Below are 16,811 nucleotides of genomic sequence, written 5' to 3'. Positions count from 1 at the left end.
ATTCCAATGTAGGAGCTGCCGCAGGCTGCGATCTTTTGATTTAAAAAAAAGCCCCGCATTTGCGGGGCTTTTCGTGTTGAACCGGATCAGCTGCCTTTGACCGCCTTGCCGTTGACCGTGCCGTCCAGGAGCATGATGTTGTACTCCTTGCCGTCGGTTTCAACCTGTTGCAGGCGGACCAGCAGGTAATCCCAGTCCTTGGCGAACCACATGACGGTGGTGCGCTTGGTTTGTGTTGGGTCGCGCACGCGCTCGACCTTGATCGCATCGATCTGGCCGGCCTTGGTGTCGACCTTTTCCGAACCCAGTACGCGGAAGTCATAGGTATCGACATCACCGCCATCGACCACCTGATAGCTCATGCTTTTCTTGCCGGCTGCCACGTCATGCTGAAGAGCAAGCTGGTAGGTGGATTTGTCGACCATGCCACGGTTCAGCGGAACCTTGACCGGGTCTCCACGATCAGTGCCGGTGACCATTTTGGTGGTCCAGTCGAAGTCCAGGTCGGCTTTCTTGGCTTTGCCCAGGCCGCCACGTTCGAAGTGGTAGGACTGGGGCAGCAAGGTGTCCTTGTCCAGGGTCAGGGTGCTTTCTTCATTCAGGCTGGCAATCATCATCGATGCCTTGAAGCTGAGTCTCCAGACGCCGTTCGCTTCCTTGGTCAGGCTGCGTTCCGCGGTGCCGCTCATTGGAAGTTGTTTCCAGTCGGCGGTGTAGCTGGCGGAGAACGGTTGAAGGTCTGAAGCCTGTGCCAGAGGCAGGGCGAACAGAGCACAAGCGAAGAGCAGGGCGCGACGCATAAAATCTCCTAGGTTCGAATCAAGTGGCCGCTGGCCGCGAGTAACTTTTCATCCAGTAAAGCACCTTGTTCGCCGAGTGATAAACGACCTTCGGCAAACCAGCGTACGGCCATCGGGTAGATCAGGTGTTCCTGAACGTGTACCCGCTGAGCCAGGCTCTGCGGCGTATCGTGCAACTCTACCGGTATTACTGCCTGTACGACCAGTGGTCCGCCATCGAGTTCCTCGGTGACGAAGTGCACGGAGCAGCCGTGCTCGGTGTCGCCGGCCTCCAGCGCGCGCTGATGAGTGTGTAACCCTTTGTATTTGGGTAGCAGCGAGGGATGGATGTTGAGCAGGCGACCCTGGTAGTGCCGCACGAAGTCAGCGCTGAGAATGCGCATGAAACCGGCGAGTACCACGAGTTTGGGATTGAAGGCGTCGATCAGTTCGATCAGTGCGGCATCGAAGGCCTCGCGGCCCTCGAATGCCTTGTGATCCAGGGCGCGGGTGTCGATACCCGCCTCCCTGGCGCGTTGCAGGCCGTAGGCGTCGGCGCGGTTGGAAATCACCGCAGCAATGCGGGCCGGGCTGTCGCCGGTCCGCGTGCTGTCGATCAAGGCCTGCAAGTTACTGCCGGTGCCGGAGAGCAGCACCACGACATCACAGGTGGCGGACATTAATGAGCCTTGAGGTTCTTCAGTTCAACCTGAGCCGCGCCTTCGGCAGCGGTGGAGATCTGACCGATGACCCATGGCTGCTCGCCGGCTTCACGCAGAACGTTCAGAGCGGTTTCAACGTGCTCTTGAGCAACGCAGATAACCATGCCGACGCCGCAGTTCAGCACGCGGTGCATTTCGTTCTCGTCGACGTTGCCTTTCTCTTGCAGCCAGTCGAACACGGACGGGCGAGTCCAGCTTGCCACGTCAACCACCGCTTGAGCGCCTTTTGGCAGAACGCGCGGGATGTTGTCGAGCAGGCCACCACCGGTGATGTGGGCCATGGCTTTGACGGCGCCGGTTTCCTTGATCAGCTTGAGCAGCGGCTTCACGTAGATACGGGTCGGGGCCATCAGCAAGTCGGTCAGCGGTTTGCCGTCGAGCTGGATGTTTTCGATGTCTGCACCGGACACTTCGATGATCTTGCGGATCAGCGAGTAGCCGTTGGAGTGCGGGCCGGAAGACGGCAGGGCGAGCAGGGCATCGCCGGCAGCGACTTTGGAGCCGTCGATGATTTCGGATTTTTCCACGACGCCGACACAGAAGCCGGCCAGGTCGTAGTCTTCGCCTTCGTACATGCCAGGCATTTCAGCGGTTTCACCGCCGACCAGGGAGCAGCCGGACAGTTCGCAGCCAGCGCCGATGCCGGTCACGACCTGGGTCGCGGTTTCGACATTCAGTTTGCCGGTAGCGTAGTAGTCGAGGAAGAACAGCGGCTCGGCGCCGCACACCACCAGATCGTTGACGCACATGGCGACCAGGTCGATGCCGATGCTGTCGTGTTTGTTCAGGTTCAGCGCCAGGCGCAGCTTGGTGCCGACGCCGTCAGTACCGGAAACCAGCACTGGCTGCTTGTAGCCGGCCGGGATTTCGCAGAGGGCGCCAAAACCGCCCAGGCCGCCCATGACTTCCGGGCGCGCAGTGCGCTTGGCGACGCTCTTGATGCGTTCGACCAATGCTTCACCGGCGTCGATGTCTACACCGGCGTCCTTGTAGCTCAGGGAGGGTTGCTTGCTCATGATCCAGGCCTTTAGGGGGGATTCAGGGGTAACGACCGAGTCCAGTGGGACCGCCGAAACAAACGAGGGCGAGTGCCTTGCGCGAATTTCAGGGTGCCCGGCTGTTGCCGGTCTGCGAAGGCGCGCGATTTTATCAGGCTTGAGAGGCAGCGGCCATCCTCGCGCCGACGGCAGGGGCATATCGGCTGAAAAAACCATTATTGCCCCAGTGAGTGACGTCTCTCATAGCTGTATAAGGTATCCCTATTAACCGTCTATCGTTATGACAGTGCCAAAAACTTATCGAGGCCGGGTGAATGTTTTGTGCGGGGCGATGGTCACAGCCTTGCTCAATATCTTCATGCGGCCAGTTCCAGCCGCTCTTGTCGTCAGGAATCTTCCATGCGTTTTTTCCAGCTATCTATTTGCGGGCTGTTTGTCTCTGGTCAGCCTGGCGAGTCATGCCGAAACCGTGAAAAACCTTTATCAGGTCCGTCAACCGGTCAGTGGTCAAAGCGCGGAGGTGCGCGATCAAGCGACCCAGGCGGCGCTGGATACGCTGGTGTTGCGCCTGACCGGTGATCCGAAGGCGCCACAGAATCCGGGGCTGGCGGCGATCCGCAAGGACCCGCAACAAATCATCAGCCAGTACGGCTTTGATGCGGGACCGCCGGAAGTGCTGAAGGTCGATTTCGACCCGGCGACCACCGAGCAGGCACTGCGTCGTGCCGGGCTGTCGCTGTGGGGCGCCAATCGGCCGTCGATCCTCGGCTGGTGGCTGAGTGATTCCACCGAAGGCTCAAGCCTGGTCGGTGATGGTCAGGCCAGTGCGGCACCGTTGCGCCGCGCCGCACAACACCGTGGTTTGCCGTTGCGTCTGCCGCTGGGTGACCTGAGCGAACAGCTCGTCGCTACCGCGCCAACGCTTGAAGGCAATGACCCCGCGCCACTGCATAACGCGTCGGAACGCTATGGCGCCGACGCGTTGCTGGCGGTGCATGCTCGTGAAGAGGGCGGTCAGTGGCAAGCCAAGTGGCACCTGTGGCTGGGCAATCAGAAAGAGGCTGGCAGTGTGCAGGGCGCCGATGTGCCGGCCTTGGCCGATGCGGTGATGCTGGCGGTCAGCGAGCGCATGGCGCCGCGATTTGTCGTCAAGCCGGGCGTTTCAAGCGAGCAGTTGCTGGAAGTGCAGGGCATGACGCTGGAACGTTACGCGGCGCTCGGGCATTTGCTGGAGCCTTTCGGTGGGCATCTGGTCAGTGTTGACGGTGATCACATTATCTACCGGGTTAACGGCAGCGCCGAGCAGTTAAAGGCGCAGTTGTCCCTGGCCAAGTTGCAGGAAGTGCCGGCGGGTGAAGCCCCGATGCCAGTCGCCCCGGTTCCGCCGGCGGCCGATGGCGCGGTACCCGCGATAGCACCGGTCCAGGCGCCGGTGCCGCAGTTGCGATTCCGTTGGTAAGGTTTTCTTTCTTTATATAGAAGCATAGGGAGTTGTACATGGCCGATACGCGGCGTTGGTTCTGGTTGGGCGGGGTGGTCCTGCTCTGCGTGTTTGTCTGGCTGTTGCATCCGATCCTGACGCCATTTTTGGTGGCGCTGCTGCTGGCCTATCTGTTCGATCCGCTGGTGGATCGGCTGGAGAAGCTTGGCCTGTCTCGGACCTGGGGCGTGGTGACGGTGTTCGCGCTGTTTACCTTGATCTTCACGGCGCTGCTGCTGGTGTTGGTGCCGTTGCTTGCCAAGCAGTTGTTCCGTTTGTACGAGTTGGCGCCGCAGATGCTGGATTGGTTGCAGCACACGGCCTTGCCGTGGGCGCAATCGAAATTCGGACTGTCGGATAATTTCTGGAAGTTCGACAAGGTCAAGGCTGCGATCAGTGAACACATGGGCCAGACCACCGACATTGTCAGCTTGGTACTGAGCCAGGCGACCGCTTCCAGTCTGGCGCTGATCGGCTGGCTGGCCAACCTGGTGCTGATCCCGGTGGTGAGTTTCTACCTGCTGCGCGATTGGGATCTGATGATGGCCAAGATCCGCAGCCTGTTGCCTCGTGATCGCGAAGAGCGCGTGGTGTCACTGGCCGGCGAATGCCATGAAGTGCTCGGGGCGTTTGTTCGCGGGCAATTGCTGGTGATGCTGGCGCTGGGCGTGATCTATGCGGCGGGCCTGATGCTGGTCGGGTTGGAGTTGGGGCTGTTGATCGGTCTGATCGCCGGTCTGGCGGCGATTGTGCCGTACATGGGGTTTGTCATCGGGATTGGCGCGGCGTTGATTGCTGGCCTGTTCCAGTTTCACGGCGACTTGTACCCCATGCTCGGCATCGTCGCGGTGTTCATGGTCGGGCAGGCACTGGAAGGCATGGTGTTGACGCCGTTGCTGGTGGGCGACCGGATCGGCCTGCACCCGGTGGCGGTGATTTTCGCGATTCTGGCCGGTGGCGAGCTGTTCGGTTTCACTGGCGTGCTGCTGGCGTTGCCGGTGGCGGCGGTGATCATGGTGCTGGTGCGCCATGTGCATGATTTGTATAAAGATTCGGATATGTACAGCGGCGTCGACGAACCTGAGCTTTAACGTCGACTGATCGCTCATGGCGGTCGGCCTGGTTCCTTGCCAGGTTGGCCCGCTTCTCCCTCGCGGCTGTCACATGCGCCGCCAAAGAAACTGTCATAAAACCAGTGCGTTAACGCAAACCTTTGATTTTGCTTGTGGTCTGCTGCATTGTGCGGGCTGCCTCACGGGTATAAACTTCGCAAACTTTACACAGAGGCCACTAACGGTTCCTTTGGAACTGTTCAGTCAGCATGAAACCGATTCAGCTGCCCCTAGGTGTGCGTCTGCGTGATGACGCTACCTTTATCAATTACTACCCAGGCGCCAATGCCGCTGCACTCGGCTATGTGGAGCGGCTATGCGAAGCCGACGCCGGCTGGACCGAAAGCCTGATTTACCTCTGGGGCAAGGACGGGGTAGGGCGCACGCACTTGTTGCAGGCCGCCTGCCTGCGTTTCGAGCAAATGGGTGAACCGGCGGTGTACCTGCCGCTGGCCGAGTTGCTCGATCGCGGCATCGAAATCCTCGACAACCTCGAACAATACGAACTGGTCTGCCTCGATGATTTGCAAGCTGTTGCCGGGCGAGCGGATTGGGAAGAGGCGCTGTTCCACCTGTTCAACCGTCTGCGCGACAGTGGCCGGCGTCTGCTGATTGCAGCATCGACTTCGCCGCGTGAACTGCCGGTGAAGCTGGCGGATCTCAAATCGCGCCTGACCCTGGCGCTGATCTTCCAGATGCGTCCGCTGTCCGATGAAGACAAATTGCGTGCCTTGCAATTGCGCGCATCCCGTCGCGGTTTGCACCTGACCGATGAAGTCGGGCATTTTATTTTGACCCGTGGCACCCGCAGCATGAGTGCGCTTTTCGAGCTGCTTGAGCGTCTCGACCAGGCCTCCCTTCAAGCTCAGCGCAAGCTGACAATTCCCTTCCTGAAAGAAACCCTTGGCTGGTAGCGGGCCCTGTTAAATAAAGGCCTGTAGCAGGTTCGGCATATTTCAGGCGCCAGAAAATCCGCTTTCCTGCAAGGTTGCAGGCTGCGCAAATGTTTAAAATGGGCTTAAGCTCTTAGATGTAAACGAGAAACCGAGAAGTCACAAAAAGATCGATTGAATTTGCAAATGAGGTTGATAGCGGGCATAGTCTCGGCTTCTTTACAACTATCAGCCACGGTCGTGCCCATGCTAAATCGCTTCGCACCCCTCGTGCCTCTCGCACTCGTCACCCTGTTGTTTGGTTGCGCTGCTCACTCTCCAGTGTCCCAGCAAGAGCAACAACAGCAGGTTAAAAACTCTGCTACTGCGCAATCTTCCGTTCTTTATCAGGAAGCTCTTAACCAAGAAGAGACGGCCACCGAAAAAGAACTGGCTGACTTCGCCGATGGCAAGTCGTACCAGCTTCCGGTTCTGGCCGACAGCATCCTCGAGCGTGGCATGTCCCTGATCGGTACCCGTTACCGTTTCGGCGGTACCTCTGAAGCCGGTTTCGACTGCAGCGGCTTCATCGGCTACCTGTTTCGTGAAGAGGCCGGCATGAATCTGCCGCGCTCCACTCGCGAAATGATCAACGTGGATGCCCCGTTGGTAGCGCGCAACAAGCTCAAGCCTGGTGACTTGCTGTTCTTCGCGACCAACGGTCGTCGCGGTCGCGTCAGTCACGCCGGTATCTACCTCGGTGATGACCAGTTCATCCACTCCAGCAGCCGCAAAAGCGGTGGCGTGCGGGTTGATAGCCTGGGCGACAGCTACTGGAGCAAGACCTTCATCGAAGCCAAGCGCGCACTCGCAATGGCCCCGACTGTGGTCACCGCTCGCAAGTAAGCACACTTAAAGTAAGGCGAACTTAAAGTCTTACTTGAAGTTTGCCGCGTAGCCGCTAGAATCCTGTTCTAATATTGATGGCAAACCGCCTGCGTCCTGCGCAGGCGGTTTTCTTTTCTGTCTTTCCGGCAGAAAAAGCCGCAGCCAGATCAGGATGTTCTGCTTATGACGATGTCGGCCCGCCTCGCACTCATGTTCTTCGCAGCGCTGCTCAGCGCCTGCGCCAGCCGTCCACCGCCCTCGGCGCCGGTGGTTCGCGCGCCGATTATTTTCGGTTCCTCCCAAGCATTCTCCCCGGAAGCAGAAGACGTGTTGTTTCGCGCCCTCGGCCTGGTGGGCACGCCGTATCGCTGGGGTGGCAATACGCCGGACTCGGGGTTTGATTGCAGTGGCCTGATCGGTTACGTCTACCGTGACGTCGCCGGCATTTCCCTACCGCGCACCACTCGCGAGATGATCAGCATGCAAGCCGCCAATGTCGGCAAGGAAGGCCTGCAAACCGGCGACCTGATCTTCTTCGCTACCAATGGCGGCTCCCAGGTCAGTCACGCCGGGATCTACGTCGGTGAAGGCCGCTTCGTCCACGCCCCGGCCACGGGTGGCACGGTGAAGCTCGACAGCTTGTCCAAAGCCTATTGGCAGAAAGCCTACCTGAGCGCCAAGCGCGTCTTGCAACCTGAGCACCTGGCGCGTAACCCGTAGATTGCAGAGGTTGCTGTCATGACCACTCGCACGCTCAATCTCGACGATTCCCTGTACCACTACCTGCTCGACGTTTCCCTCAGGGAAACGCCGCTGCTCAAGCGTTTGCGTGACGAAACCCAGCTGCTGCCCATGGCGCGCTGGCAGATCGCGCCAGAGCAGGGGCAGTTCCTCGCGTTGCTGGTCAAGCTCATCGGCGCCCGGCGTTTGCTGGAAGTCGGCACCTTCACCGGTTACAGCGCGTTGTGCATGGCGGCGGCATTGCCGGACGACGGCTCGCTGATCTGTTGCGATATCCCCGGCGACTACAACGCCACCGCGCGGCGTTACTGGCAGGGAGGCGGGGCTTGCCGCACGCATTGACCTGCGTCTGGCGCCCGCGCTGGAAACCCTGGCGCTGCTGGAGCAGCCAGGGCAATTTGATCTGATCTTCATCGACGCCGACAAGGCTAACTACTCGAGTTATCTGGAGCACGCCCTGCGTTTGCTGCGGGTCGGTGGTTTGGCGGTGTTTGATAACACGCTGTGGAGCGGTCGAGTGCTTGAGGATAATCCCGAGAGCGCAGACACCCGAGCTATCCAGGCGCTCAATCGTGCCTTGAAGGATGATGGGCGGGTGGACCTGTCGATGTTGCCGATAGGTGATGGTTTAACCCTTTGCCGCAAAAGGTAATGCCGGCTTGAAAAGATCGCAGCCTTCGGCAGCTCCTGCAGTGGTTGGTGTACACCCTGTAGGAGCTGCCGAAGGCTGCGATCTTTTGATCTTTATTTAGCCGCCGAAACCCGCCACACCTTGTTCCCCACATCATCCGCCACCAGCAAATCTCCCTGCTGATCAATCACCACACCCACCGGCCGGCCCAAGGCATTTTCATCTTTATCGAGGAATCCGGTCAGCACATCCACCGGCTGCCCGGTCGGCTTGCCTGCCGCGAACGGCACGAAAATCACCTTGTAGCCGCTATGCGGTTTGCGGTTCCACGAACCGTGCTGGCCGACGAATGCGCCGTTGGTAAACGGTGCAGGCAGTTTGCTGCCTTCGGCAAAGGTGAACCCCAGTGAGGCGGTATGCGGGCCGACGGCGTAATCCGGGGCGATGGCTTTGGCCACCAGGTCCGGATTTTGTGGGTCGACGCGCACATCGATGTGTTGCCCGTAATAACTGAATGGCCAGCCATAGAATGCGCCGTCCTTGACCGAGGTGATGTAGTCCGGCACCAGATCGCTGCCGATCTCATCCCGCTCGTTGACCGCGGTCCAGAGCGCGCCACTGGCCGGTTCCCAGCCCATCCCGTTGGGGTTGCGCAGGCCCGAGGCGAAGATCCGGTGATTGCCGGTGGCGCGGTCCACTTCCCAGATCGCTGCGCGACCTTCTTCAGCGGCCAGGCCATTTTCGCCGACGTTGCTGTTGGAACCCACCGTCACGTACAGCTTGCTGCCGTCCTTGCTGGCGATGACGTTTTTGGTCCAGTGATGGTTGATCGTGCCGCCCGGCAGGTCGGTGACCTTAATGGGCTGGGATTTGATCTGTGTATCGCCGGTTTCATAGTGGAAGCGTAGCAAGCGATCCGTGTCGGCGACGTACAGGTCATTGCCGACCAGGGTCATGCCGAACGGCGAGTTGAGGTTTTCCAGGAACACCGTGCGGGTTTCGGCCACACCGTCGTGGTCCTTGTCCCGCAGCAGCGTGATGCGGTTCGGGCTCGGTACGCCGGCACCGGCGCGGCCCATGACTTTCTTCATGACCCAGCCGCGAATGCCTTTGCTGTCATCGGGTTTGGGTGGTGCGTTGGTTTCGGCCACCAGCACATCACCGTTGGGCAGCACATAGAGCCAGCGCGGGTGATCGAGGTTTTCGGCAAATGCCGCGACTTGCGTCCCTGCGGCCGCAGTAGGTTTGGCGCCGGCCGGCCAGCCGATCGCCGGAGCGATGTTCACCGTCGGGATCAGGGTCTTGTTCGGTTCTGGCAGCTTGGGCGACGGTCCGGTGCCGTCCGAGACTTGCAGGCTGGAGGATTCACCACAGGCGGCGAGCCCTCCGGCGAGCGCGATGACGAGAACGAACTGAGGCTTGAACATGCGGATCTTCTTCCCTATGAATGCATTGTCTTAATCATAGAGAAGAGAAAGGACGCGATGGTTCAACCCGTCAGCCACGGGCCTCTTTGAGCAGTACGGCGATGCCGGGATGATAGTTGCCGGCTTCGTTGCGCAACTTGCGATAGGCGTAAGGGAAATACCAGGCCACGGCGCAGGTGTGTTCCTTTTGCAGGTCGTCGACCATGTCCTGGAGTTCTTCCGGGGTGGCGCTGTGCTGGGCTTTTTGCGGGGCGGCGAACAGGCAGCCGAGTTTCAGGTCACTGGCGTGGCTGATTCGCTTCGCCTCGCTGGTGATATCGGCCAGGGCTTGCGTCAGATTCAGGCTGTTGACCCGTGGCCAGCGCTGGGTGGCCTGAATAAATGCGCGAGCTTCGCTGCTGGCAATCAACAAATCGGCTCGGGCATTGCGTTCGCCTTCTTCGGTTTGTTTGCGGCTCGGCGCCTGTTGCAGCGTGACCATTTCGGCCATCCACGCGGCGGCCGAAAGTAGCCCGAGGTTGGCTTTTTCGTCGAACCAGTAAGGTGTGTCGTTATCGCCGCGCACGGCGTTGTAACGGTCGATACAGTCAAACCAGCGTTCCAGCAGCGGGCGCAGGAATTCCAGCTTCGGATTGCTGATGATCATGCCTTGCATGTGGCTCACCCTTGTTATTGTGTTGTGAATTATGGCTCTTTGATATCACTACCGGGAGTGTGGCACAAGATTGGCGTCAGTAAATTGATCGACGGCAGTTTTTCGCCGGATGGCGCCCCGGCTTTAATTGACGCTCCACCCCCAACCCTCTAACCTTCGCGGCTTGTTTCAGGTGCTCTGTGGCCACGGTCGATAGAGTGAAACAGGGAAGCCGGTGAGTGATTTCTTCCATAGACGAAGAACCACGATCCCGGCGCTGCCCCCGCAACGGTAAATGAGAGAAAGCTGCGCCTTGAGCCACTGTGTCTTAACTCGACATGGGAAGGCGCGCAGCCAGGCGTAAGCCGCTCATGAGCCCGGAGACCGGCCTGATCCATCCAGCGGCATCACGGTGGGCGATGCCAGGCTTCTTGCCATCTATTCTTGTGCCTGCCCGCCGTTATCCAGCCTCAACGGAGAGCTCCCCATGACTGATACCCCCGATCGTGACGAACGCCACCTGGCGCGCATGCTGCGCAAAAAGCCGTGATTGACGAACGCATCGCCAATTCGCCGAACGAATGCGGCCTGCTGCTGGTGCTGACCGGCAACGGCAAAGGCAAAAGCAGCTCGGCTTTCGGCATGCTCGCCCGCTCCATGGGCCACGGCATGCAGTGCGGTGTGGTGCAGTTCATCAAGGGGCGCAACAGCACCGGTGAGGAGTTGTTCTTCCGCCGCTTCCCGGAGCAAGTGCGTTTTCATGTGATGGGCGAGGGTTTCACCTGGGAAACCCAGGACCGCCAGCGTGACATCGCCGCCGCCGAAGCCGCGTGGGCCGTGTCCCGCGAACTGCTGCGCGATCCATCGATCGGCCTGGTGGTGCTCGATGAACTGAACATCGCGCTCAAGCACGGTTACCTCGATCTCGATCAAGTCCTCAGCGACTTGCAAGGCCGTCCACCGATGCAGCACGTGGTGGTCACCGGTCGCGGCGCCAAGCCGGAAATGATCGAACTGGCCGACACCGTCACCGAAATGAACGTGATCAAACACGCGTTCCAGGCCGGGATCAAAGCGCAAAAAGGCGTCGAGCTGTGAATCAACCACGTCATTGCCCGGCGGTACTGATTGCCGCACCGGCCTCCGGTCAGGGCAAGACCACCGTCACCGCCGCGCTGGCCCGTTTGCATCGCAATCAGGGGCGCAAGGTGCGCGTATTCAAATGCGGCCCGGACTTTCTCGACCCGATGATTCTCGAGCGCGCCAGCGGTGCGCCGGTCTATCAACTGGACATGTGGATGGTCGGCGAGCAGGAAAGTCGTCGGCTGTTGTGGGAAGCCGCCGGTGAAGCCGACCTGATTCTGATCGAAGGGGTCATGGGCTTATTCGACGGTACGCCGTCCAGCGCTGACCTGGCGCGGCACTTCGGTGTGCCGGTGCTCGGCGTGATCGACGGCACCGCCATGGCTCAGACCTTTGGCGCGTTGGCCCTGGGCCTGGCGCGCTATCAGCCGGACTTGCCGTTTGCCGGCGTCCTGGCCAACCGCGTCGGCACCTTGCGTCACGCGCAACTGCTCGAAGGCAGCCTGACCGAAGGCTTGCGCTGGTACGGTGCGTTGTCCCGGGAAACCGGGATCGAATTGCCGAGTCGTCACCTCGGGTTGGTCCAGGCCAGTGAGCTGAATGACCTCGATGTGCGCCTTGATGCGGCCGCCGATGCGTTGGCCAGCAGTTGCGAGGTCGCGCTGCCACCGGCCGTCGAGTTTGCCGCCCCGGATGTGATCAGCGCCGAGCCGTTGCTGGCGGGTGTGCGCATCGCCGTGGCCCGTGACGAAGCGTTCGCCTTCACTTACGGCGCGAGCCTGGATTTGTTGCGGGCGATGGGCGCTGAGTTGGTGTTTTTCTCGCCGATCCGCGATAGCCAATTACCCGAGGCTGACAGCCTTTACCTTCCGGGTGGTTACCCCGAACTGCACCATGTGACGCTTTCGCAAAATACCTCGATGCTGGTCGCGATTCGCGCGCACCACGCGGCGGGCAAGCCGTTGCTGGCCGAATGTGGCGGCATGCTGTATCTGCTCGATTCGTTGACCGATATCGACGGCACTCGCGCTGAACTGGTCGGCTTGCTGGCAGGGGATGCGGTGATGCAAAAACGTCTGGCGGCATTGGCGTTGCAAGCGGTCGAGTTGCCCGAAGGCTTGTTGCGCGGGCACACCTATCACCACTCGTTGACCAGCACTGAACTTGAGCCGATTGCCCGGGGCCTGAGCCCGAACGGCGGGCGCGGGGCGGAGGCTGTTTATCGTGAGGGGCGGATGACGGCCTCTTATGTGCACTTCTATTTTCCGTCGAATCCATCGGCGATTGCCGCTCTGTTTGCGCCTGATGTTGAGGCCGCCTTCGCGAGCAAGCCCGCTCCCACAGTTGACCGCGTTTCGTCAGGCAGCACGCCATCTAATGTGGGAGCGGGCTTGCTCGCGAAGAGGCCATGACAGACAACGCATTCAGCCAGGCCGAACGCGAAGCAGTTTATCGAGCCATCGCCGAACGCCGCGACATGCGCCACTTCAGTGGCGGCACCGTCGAGCCCGAGCTGCTACGGCGCCTGCTCGAAGCCGCGCACCAGGCGCCGAGTGTCGGCCTGATGCAGCCATGGCGCTTCATCCGCATCAGCGATCGAGCCCTGCGCGGCAAGATCCGGTTATTAGTAGAAGAAGAACGCATCCGCACCGCCGAAGCCCTTGGCGAGCGCACCGACGAGTTCATGATGCTCAAGGTCGAAGGCATCAACGACTGCGCCGAAGTCTTGGTGGCGGCGCTGATGGATGATCGCGAACGCCACATTTTCGGTCGTCGCACCTTGCCGGAAATGGACATGGCGTCGCTGTCCTGCGCGATCCAGAACCTGTGGCTGGCGTCCCGTGCCGAAGGACTGGGCATGGGCTGGGTCTCGCTGTTCGAGCCGCAAGCCCTGGCGGACCTGCTGGGTTTGCCTGCCGGTGCCAAACCGCTGGCGGTGCTTTGCCTCGGCCCGGTCAAGGAGTTCTATCCGGCGCCGATGTTGGTACTCGAAGGCTGGGCGCAGGCGCGCCCGCTCAGTGAATTGCTGTATGAAAACTATTGGGGAGTGAGTCAATGAGTGTGGCGTTGTTGAGTGTCGCCGCGGTTGCGCTGGATGCGCTGCTGGGTGAACCCAGGCGCTGGCATCCGCTGGTGGCGTTCGGCCGTTTTGCCGAGCGCATCGAGCAACGCTTCAACTCCGGCGGTCGCGGTTGGCGCAGTCATGGCGTCACCGCCTGGGTGATTGCGGTGTTACCGCTGACCTTGCTGGCCACCGCATTTTCCTGGGCGCCTTATGTCGGTTGGCTGGTCGAGATTCTGGCGCTGTATTGCGCCCTCGGCATGCGCAGCCTGGGCGAACACGTCGAGCCGGTGGCCAAGGCCCTGCGCAGTGATGACCTGGACGAAGCGCGCAAACGCGTGGGTTATCTGGTCAGCCGCCAGACCAGTGAACTGGATAAAACCGAAGTCGCCCGCGCCGCCACCGAATCGGTGCTGGAAAACGGCAGTGACGCCGTGTTCGCCGCACTGTTCTGGTTTGCCGTGGCCGGTGCGCCGGGCGTGGTGCTCTATCGACTGAGCAACACCCTTGACGCCATGTGGGGCTATCGCAATGAACGCTTCGAGCGGTTCGGCTGGGCGGCGGCGAAAATCGACGACGTCCTTAACTACATTCCCGCACGGCTGGTGGCGTTGACCTACGCACTATTGGGCAAAACCCGACTTGCGCTGAAATGCTGGCGTACTCAAGGCCCGACCTGGGACAGCCCGAACGCCGGGCCGGTGATGGCGGCCGGTGCGGGTGCGCTGGGTGTCGAGTTGGGCGGGGCGGCGATTTATCACGGTGAATTGCATCAGCGTCCACAACTGGGCGAAGGTGTTCCGGCGGACGCCGACTCCATCGACCGTGGCTGGCAATTGGTTCAGCGCGGCGTATGGTTATGGCTGCTGATTCTCTGCTTGGGGGCTGAATTTTATGCTTGAGCACGGTGGTCGGTTGCGCAAGGCGGCGCTCGAATACGGCATCGCCGAAGCCGATTGGCTCGACCTGTCCAGTGGCCTGGCGCCCTGGCCGTTTCCGATTCCTCAGATTGCGTTGCGAGCCTGGGCGCGGTTGCCGGAAACCGATGATGGTCTGGAGCAGGCCGCTTGTGATTATTACGGCGCCGCCCACGTGCTGCCGGTCGCCGGCTCGCAGATGGCGATCCAGTTGCTGCCGCGTCTGCGCCGGGCCGGCAAGGTCGGCGTGCTGTCGCCCTGTTATGCCGAACACGCCGAGGCGTGGCGTCGTAACGGTTACATCGTGCGCGAAGTGCTGGAGCAGGAAGTCGACTTTTTTCTCGACAGCCTCGACGTGTTGGTAGTGGTCAACCCGAACAATCCCACGGGCCTGAGCCTGAGCCCGAATCGTCTGCTCGACTGGCACTCGCGGCTGGCCCAGCGCGGTGGCTGGCTGGTGGTGGACGAAGCATTCATGGACAACACGCCGCACCTGAGCCTGGCGTCGTTTACCCATCAGGTCGGCTTGATCGTGTTGCGCTCTTTCGGCAAGTTTTTCGGCCTGGCCGGGGTGCGGCTAGGCTTCGTCCTGGCTGAGCGCAAGTTGCTCAGATTGCTGGCCGAGCAAGTCGGACCGTGGGCGGTCAGTGGCCCGACTCGGGTGCTGGGCCAGGCCTGTTTGCAGGACACTGAAGGGCACGCCCGGCAACGGGTGCGCAGCGAGGAGGCCAGTCAGCGATTGGCTGCGCTGCTGGAACGATATGACCTTAAGCCGCAGGGCGGTTGTGCCTTGTTTCAATGGCTGATCACTGAGCGCGCCGAAGCGTTGCATGCATTTATGGCGCGGCGCGGGATCTTGCTGCGGTTGTTCACCCACAACAGCAGCCTGCGTTTTGGTCTACCGGCGGACGCCGCCGAAGAAGCTCGTCTCGAACAAGCCCTGCAAGCTTTCGCCAAGGAAATCCGATGACAACGTTGATGGTGCAAGGCACCACGTCCGACGCCGGTAAAAGTACCTTGGTAACGGCGCTGTGCCGCTGGGTCACGCGCCACGGTGTCAGCGTTGTTCCGTTCAAGCCGCAAAACATGGCGTTGAACAGCGCCGTGACCGCTGACGGTGGCGAGATCGGCCGCGCGCAAGCGGTGCAGGCTCAGGCCGCCAATCTTGAGCCGCACACCGACATGAACCCGGTGCTGCTCAAACCCAACAGCGACACCGGCGCCCAAGTGATCATTCATGGTCGCGCCGTCACCACCATGAACGCCGTCGCTTATCACGACTACAAAGCCATCGCGATGCAAGCGGTATTGGCCTCCCACGAACGGTTGAGCGCGGCTTATCCGGTGGTGATGGTCGAAGGCGCGGGCTCGCCGGCCGAGATCAATCTGCGCGCTGGTGATATCGCCAACATGGGCTTTGCCGAAGCCGTGGACTGTCCGGTGGTGCTGATCGCCGACATCAATCGCGGCGGGGTTTTCGCCCATCTGGTCGGTACGCTTGAGCTGCTGTCTGCGAGCGAGCAGGCGCGGGTCAAAGGTTTCATCATCAACCGTTTTCGCGGTGACCTTGCCTTGCTGCAACCGGGCCTCGACTGGCTCGAAGAACGCACCGGCAAACCGGTGATCGGCGTCCTGCCATACGTCATGGACCTGCACCTGGAGGCTGAAGACGGCATCGATCAGCGTCAGACCGACAAGGCTGAGCAAGTGCTCAAAGTGGTGGTGCCGGTGTTGCCGCGCATCAGCAATCACACCGATTTCGATCCACTGCGCCTGCATCCGCAAGTGGACCTGCAATTCATCGGCCCCGGCCAAGCGATTCCGGCCGCTGACCTGATCATTCTTCCGGGCTCGAAAAGCGTGCGCAGCGACCTCGCGTACCTGCGGGCCAACGGCTGGGACACGGCGATCTCCCGACATTTGCGCTATGGCGGCAAAGTGTTGGGGATTTGCGGCGGCCTGCAAATGCTTGGCGAGCAGGTTCACGACCCGTTGGGCCTCGAAGGCGCGCCGGGTTCCAGCGCCGGTTTGGGCTTGCTGGCGTTCGAAACCTTGCTCGAAGAACAGAAGCAACTGCGCAACGTGGGCGGGCGCCTGGCGTTGGAAAATGCCGAGGTCAGTGGCTATGAAATCCATGCGGGCGTAACCACTGGGCCGGCGTTGGAAAATGCCGCCGTGCAGTTGGACGATGGTCGCTGCGACGGTGCGCAAAGTCTCGATGGGCAGATTTTCGGCACCTACCTGCACGGGTTGTTCGAGTCATCGGCGGCGAGCAGTGCGCTGTTGCGTTGGGCCGGATTGCAGAATGTGCAGGCGGTGGATTATCACGCCTTGCGCGAGCGCGATATCGAGCGGTTGGCGGATTTGGTGGAGCAGCATTTGGATACTGCGCTGTTGCGTGAACTCTGTGGGTTTTAGGGTGGGTTTGATGGCCCCTTCGCGAGCAAGCCCGCTCCCACATTGGA

The 16,811-nt window shown here is 60.8% G+C and carries 15 protein-coding genes, 2 pseudogenes and 1 riboswitch; of the genes and pseudogenes, 12 read left to right on the top strand and 5 right to left on the bottom strand.

Translation table 11 applies throughout. The annotated features are described in order from the left end of the window. Positions 1-86 precede the first annotated feature (86 nt). From JFV26_RS19945 to purM, 3 genes are read right to left on the bottom strand one after another with little or no spacing between them, the layout of a single operon-like run. On the bottom strand, positions 87-800 hold the full coding sequence (locus JFV26_RS19945) for a DUF3108 domain-containing protein (RefSeq protein WP_201194892.1): 714 nt from the start codon (positions 798-800) through the stop codon (positions 87-89). Between the two features lie 8 nt (positions 801-808). Continuing rightward, positions 809-1,459: a phosphoribosylglycinamide formyltransferase gene (gene purN, locus JFV26_RS19940; RefSeq protein ID WP_201194891.1), complete on the bottom strand. Its 651-nt coding sequence runs from the start codon at positions 1,457-1,459 to the stop codon at positions 809-811. Beyond that, a complete protein-coding gene (purM, locus tag JFV26_RS19935) occupies positions 1,459-2,517 on the bottom strand; it encodes a phosphoribosylformylglycinamidine cyclo-ligase (RefSeq protein WP_201194890.1) in 1,059 nt (352 codons plus the stop codon). Before purM ends, purN begins: the two co-directional genes overlap by 1 nt. Positions 2,518-2,857: 340 nt before the next feature. On the opposite strand from purM, the gene JFV26_RS19930 reads away from it, so the two are divergent. The 6 genes and pseudogenes from JFV26_RS19930 to JFV26_RS19905 all read left to right on the top strand — a co-directional run bounded on the left by JFV26_RS19930 (position 2,858) and on the right by JFV26_RS19905 (position 8,244). Next, on the top strand, positions 2,858-3,958 hold the full coding sequence (locus JFV26_RS19930; protein WP_201195861.1) for a DUF2066 domain-containing protein: 1,101 nt from the start codon (positions 2,858-2,860) through the stop codon (positions 3,956-3,958). Between the two features lie 38 nt (positions 3,959-3,996). Then, complete coding sequence (locus tag JFV26_RS19925) at positions 3,997-5,070, top strand: AI-2E family transporter (protein WP_201194889.1); 1,074 nt, start codon at positions 3,997-3,999, stop codon at positions 5,068-5,070. 230 nt (positions 5,071-5,300) lie between these two features. Then, positions 5,301-6,005 (top strand): DnaA regulatory inactivator Hda, encoded by a 705-nt coding sequence (gene hda, locus JFV26_RS19920; protein ID WP_054049492.1) that lies wholly within the window; start codon positions 5,301-5,303, stop codon positions 6,003-6,005. Positions 6,006-6,230: 225 nt separating this feature from the next. Then, positions 6,231-6,869 (top strand): C40 family peptidase, encoded by a 639-nt coding sequence (locus tag JFV26_RS19915; protein ID WP_201194888.1) that lies wholly within the window; start codon positions 6,231-6,233, stop codon positions 6,867-6,869. 165 nt (positions 6,870-7,034) lie between these two features. After that, complete coding sequence (locus JFV26_RS19910; protein ID WP_201194887.1) at positions 7,035-7,571, top strand: C40 family peptidase; 537 nt, start codon at positions 7,035-7,037, stop codon at positions 7,569-7,571. Between the two features lie 18 nt (positions 7,572-7,589). Continuing rightward, a pseudogene (locus tag JFV26_RS19905) lies at positions 7,590-8,244 on the top strand (O-methyltransferase). 92 nt (positions 8,245-8,336) lie between these two features. On the opposite strand, the gene JFV26_RS19900 reads toward JFV26_RS19905, so the two are convergent. Both JFV26_RS19900 and JFV26_RS19895 read right to left on the bottom strand, forming a co-directional pair. After that, positions 8,337-9,650 carry a PQQ-dependent sugar dehydrogenase gene (locus tag JFV26_RS19900; protein WP_201194886.1) on the bottom strand — a complete coding sequence of 438 codons (1,314 nt, stop codon included), beginning with the start codon at positions 9,648-9,650 and terminating at the stop codon, positions 8,337-8,339. A 70-nt stretch (positions 9,651-9,720) separates the two neighbouring features. Beyond that, positions 9,721-10,305, bottom strand: coding sequence for a hypothetical protein (locus JFV26_RS19895; protein ID WP_201194884.1), 585 nt, complete (start codon positions 10,303-10,305; stop codon positions 9,721-9,723). A 153-nt stretch (positions 10,306-10,458) separates the two neighbouring features. Next, positions 10,459-10,691, top strand: a riboswitch (cobalamin riboswitch). Between the two features lie 80 nt (positions 10,692-10,771). On the opposite strand from JFV26_RS19895, the pseudogene cobO reads away from it, so the two are divergent. The 6 genes and pseudogenes from cobO to JFV26_RS19865 all read left to right on the top strand — a co-directional run bounded on the left by cobO (position 10,772) and on the right by JFV26_RS19865 (position 16,764). Next, a pseudogene (gene cobO / locus JFV26_RS19890) lies at positions 10,772-11,382 on the top strand (cob(I)yrinic acid a,c-diamide adenosyltransferase). Next, positions 11,379-12,779, top strand: a complete 1,401-nt coding sequence (locus tag JFV26_RS19885) for a cobyrinate a,c-diamide synthase (protein WP_201194882.1) — start codon at positions 11,379-11,381, stop codon at positions 12,777-12,779. Before cobO ends, JFV26_RS19885 begins: the two are co-directional and overlap by 4 nt. Then, positions 12,776-13,426, top strand: coding sequence for a 5,6-dimethylbenzimidazole synthase (gene bluB, locus JFV26_RS19880; protein ID WP_201194880.1), 651 nt, complete (start codon positions 12,776-12,778; stop codon positions 13,424-13,426). The genes JFV26_RS19885 and bluB overlap by 4 nt, the downstream gene beginning before the upstream one ends. Next, entirely contained in the window at positions 13,423-14,331 is a 909-nt protein-coding gene (gene cbiB / locus JFV26_RS19875) for an adenosylcobinamide-phosphate synthase CbiB (protein ID WP_201194878.1), read from the top strand. The genes bluB and cbiB overlap by 4 nt, the downstream gene beginning before the upstream one ends. Then, positions 14,324-15,316 carry a threonine-phosphate decarboxylase CobD gene (cobD, locus tag JFV26_RS19870; protein ID WP_201194876.1) on the top strand — a complete coding sequence of 331 codons (993 nt, stop codon included), beginning with the start codon at positions 14,324-14,326 and terminating at the stop codon, positions 15,314-15,316. Before cbiB ends, cobD begins: the two co-directional genes overlap by 8 nt. Next, positions 15,313-16,764 carry a cobyric acid synthase gene (locus JFV26_RS19865; RefSeq protein WP_201194874.1) on the top strand — a complete coding sequence of 484 codons (1,452 nt, stop codon included), beginning with the start codon at positions 15,313-15,315 and terminating at the stop codon, positions 16,762-16,764. Before cobD ends, JFV26_RS19865 begins: the two co-directional genes overlap by 4 nt. Positions 16,765-16,811: the final 47 nt, after the last annotated feature.

Origin of the sequence: Pseudomonas sp. TH31, assembly GCF_016650815.1 — a bacterium.
Lineage (GTDB): Bacteria > Pseudomonadota > Gammaproteobacteria > Pseudomonadales > Pseudomonadaceae > Aquipseudomonas.
This window is presented reverse-complemented; position numbering and strand designations above follow the sequence as displayed.

Excerpts from the sequence above, each read along its gene's own strand:
- JFV26_RS19865 (WP_201194874.1), top strand. The coding sequence starts at position 15,313 with ATGACAACGTTGATGGTGCAAGGCACCACGTCCGACGCCGGTAAAAGT.
- cobD (WP_201194876.1), top strand. The coding sequence starts at position 14,324 with ATGCTTGAGCACGGTGGTCGGTTGCGCAAGGCGGCGCTCGAATACGGC.
- JFV26_RS19930 (WP_201195861.1), top strand. The coding sequence starts at position 2,858 with ATGCGGCCAGTTCCAGCCGCTCTTGTCGTCAGGAATCTTCCATGCGTT.
- purM (WP_201194890.1), bottom strand. The coding sequence starts at position 2,517 with ATGAGCAAGCAACCCTCCCTGAGCTACAAGGACGCCGGTGTAGACATC.
- purN (WP_201194891.1), bottom strand. The coding sequence starts at position 1,459 with ATGTCCGCCACCTGTGATGTCGTGGTGCTGCTCTCCGGCACCGGCAGT.
- JFV26_RS19945 (WP_201194892.1), bottom strand. The coding sequence starts at position 800 with ATGCGTCGCGCCCTGCTCTTCGCTTGTGCTCTGTTCGCCCTGCCTCTG.
- JFV26_RS19925 (WP_201194889.1), top strand. The coding sequence starts at position 3,997 with ATGGCCGATACGCGGCGTTGGTTCTGGTTGGGCGGGGTGGTCCTGCTC.
- JFV26_RS19900 (WP_201194886.1), bottom strand. The coding sequence starts at position 9,650 with ATGTTCAAGCCTCAGTTCGTTCTCGTCATCGCGCTCGCCGGAGGGCTC.
- JFV26_RS19895 (WP_201194884.1), bottom strand. The coding sequence starts at position 10,305 with ATGCAAGGCATGATCATCAGCAATCCGAAGCTGGAATTCCTGCGCCCG.
- bluB (WP_201194880.1), top strand. The coding sequence starts at position 12,776 with ATGACAGACAACGCATTCAGCCAGGCCGAACGCGAAGCAGTTTATCGA.
- cbiB (WP_201194878.1), top strand. The coding sequence starts at position 13,423 with ATGAGTGTGGCGTTGTTGAGTGTCGCCGCGGTTGCGCTGGATGCGCTG.
- JFV26_RS19910 (WP_201194887.1), top strand. The coding sequence starts at position 7,035 with ATGACGATGTCGGCCCGCCTCGCACTCATGTTCTTCGCAGCGCTGCTC.
- JFV26_RS19915 (WP_201194888.1), top strand. The coding sequence starts at position 6,231 with ATGCTAAATCGCTTCGCACCCCTCGTGCCTCTCGCACTCGTCACCCTG.
- hda (WP_054049492.1), top strand. The coding sequence starts at position 5,301 with ATGAAACCGATTCAGCTGCCCCTAGGTGTGCGTCTGCGTGATGACGCT.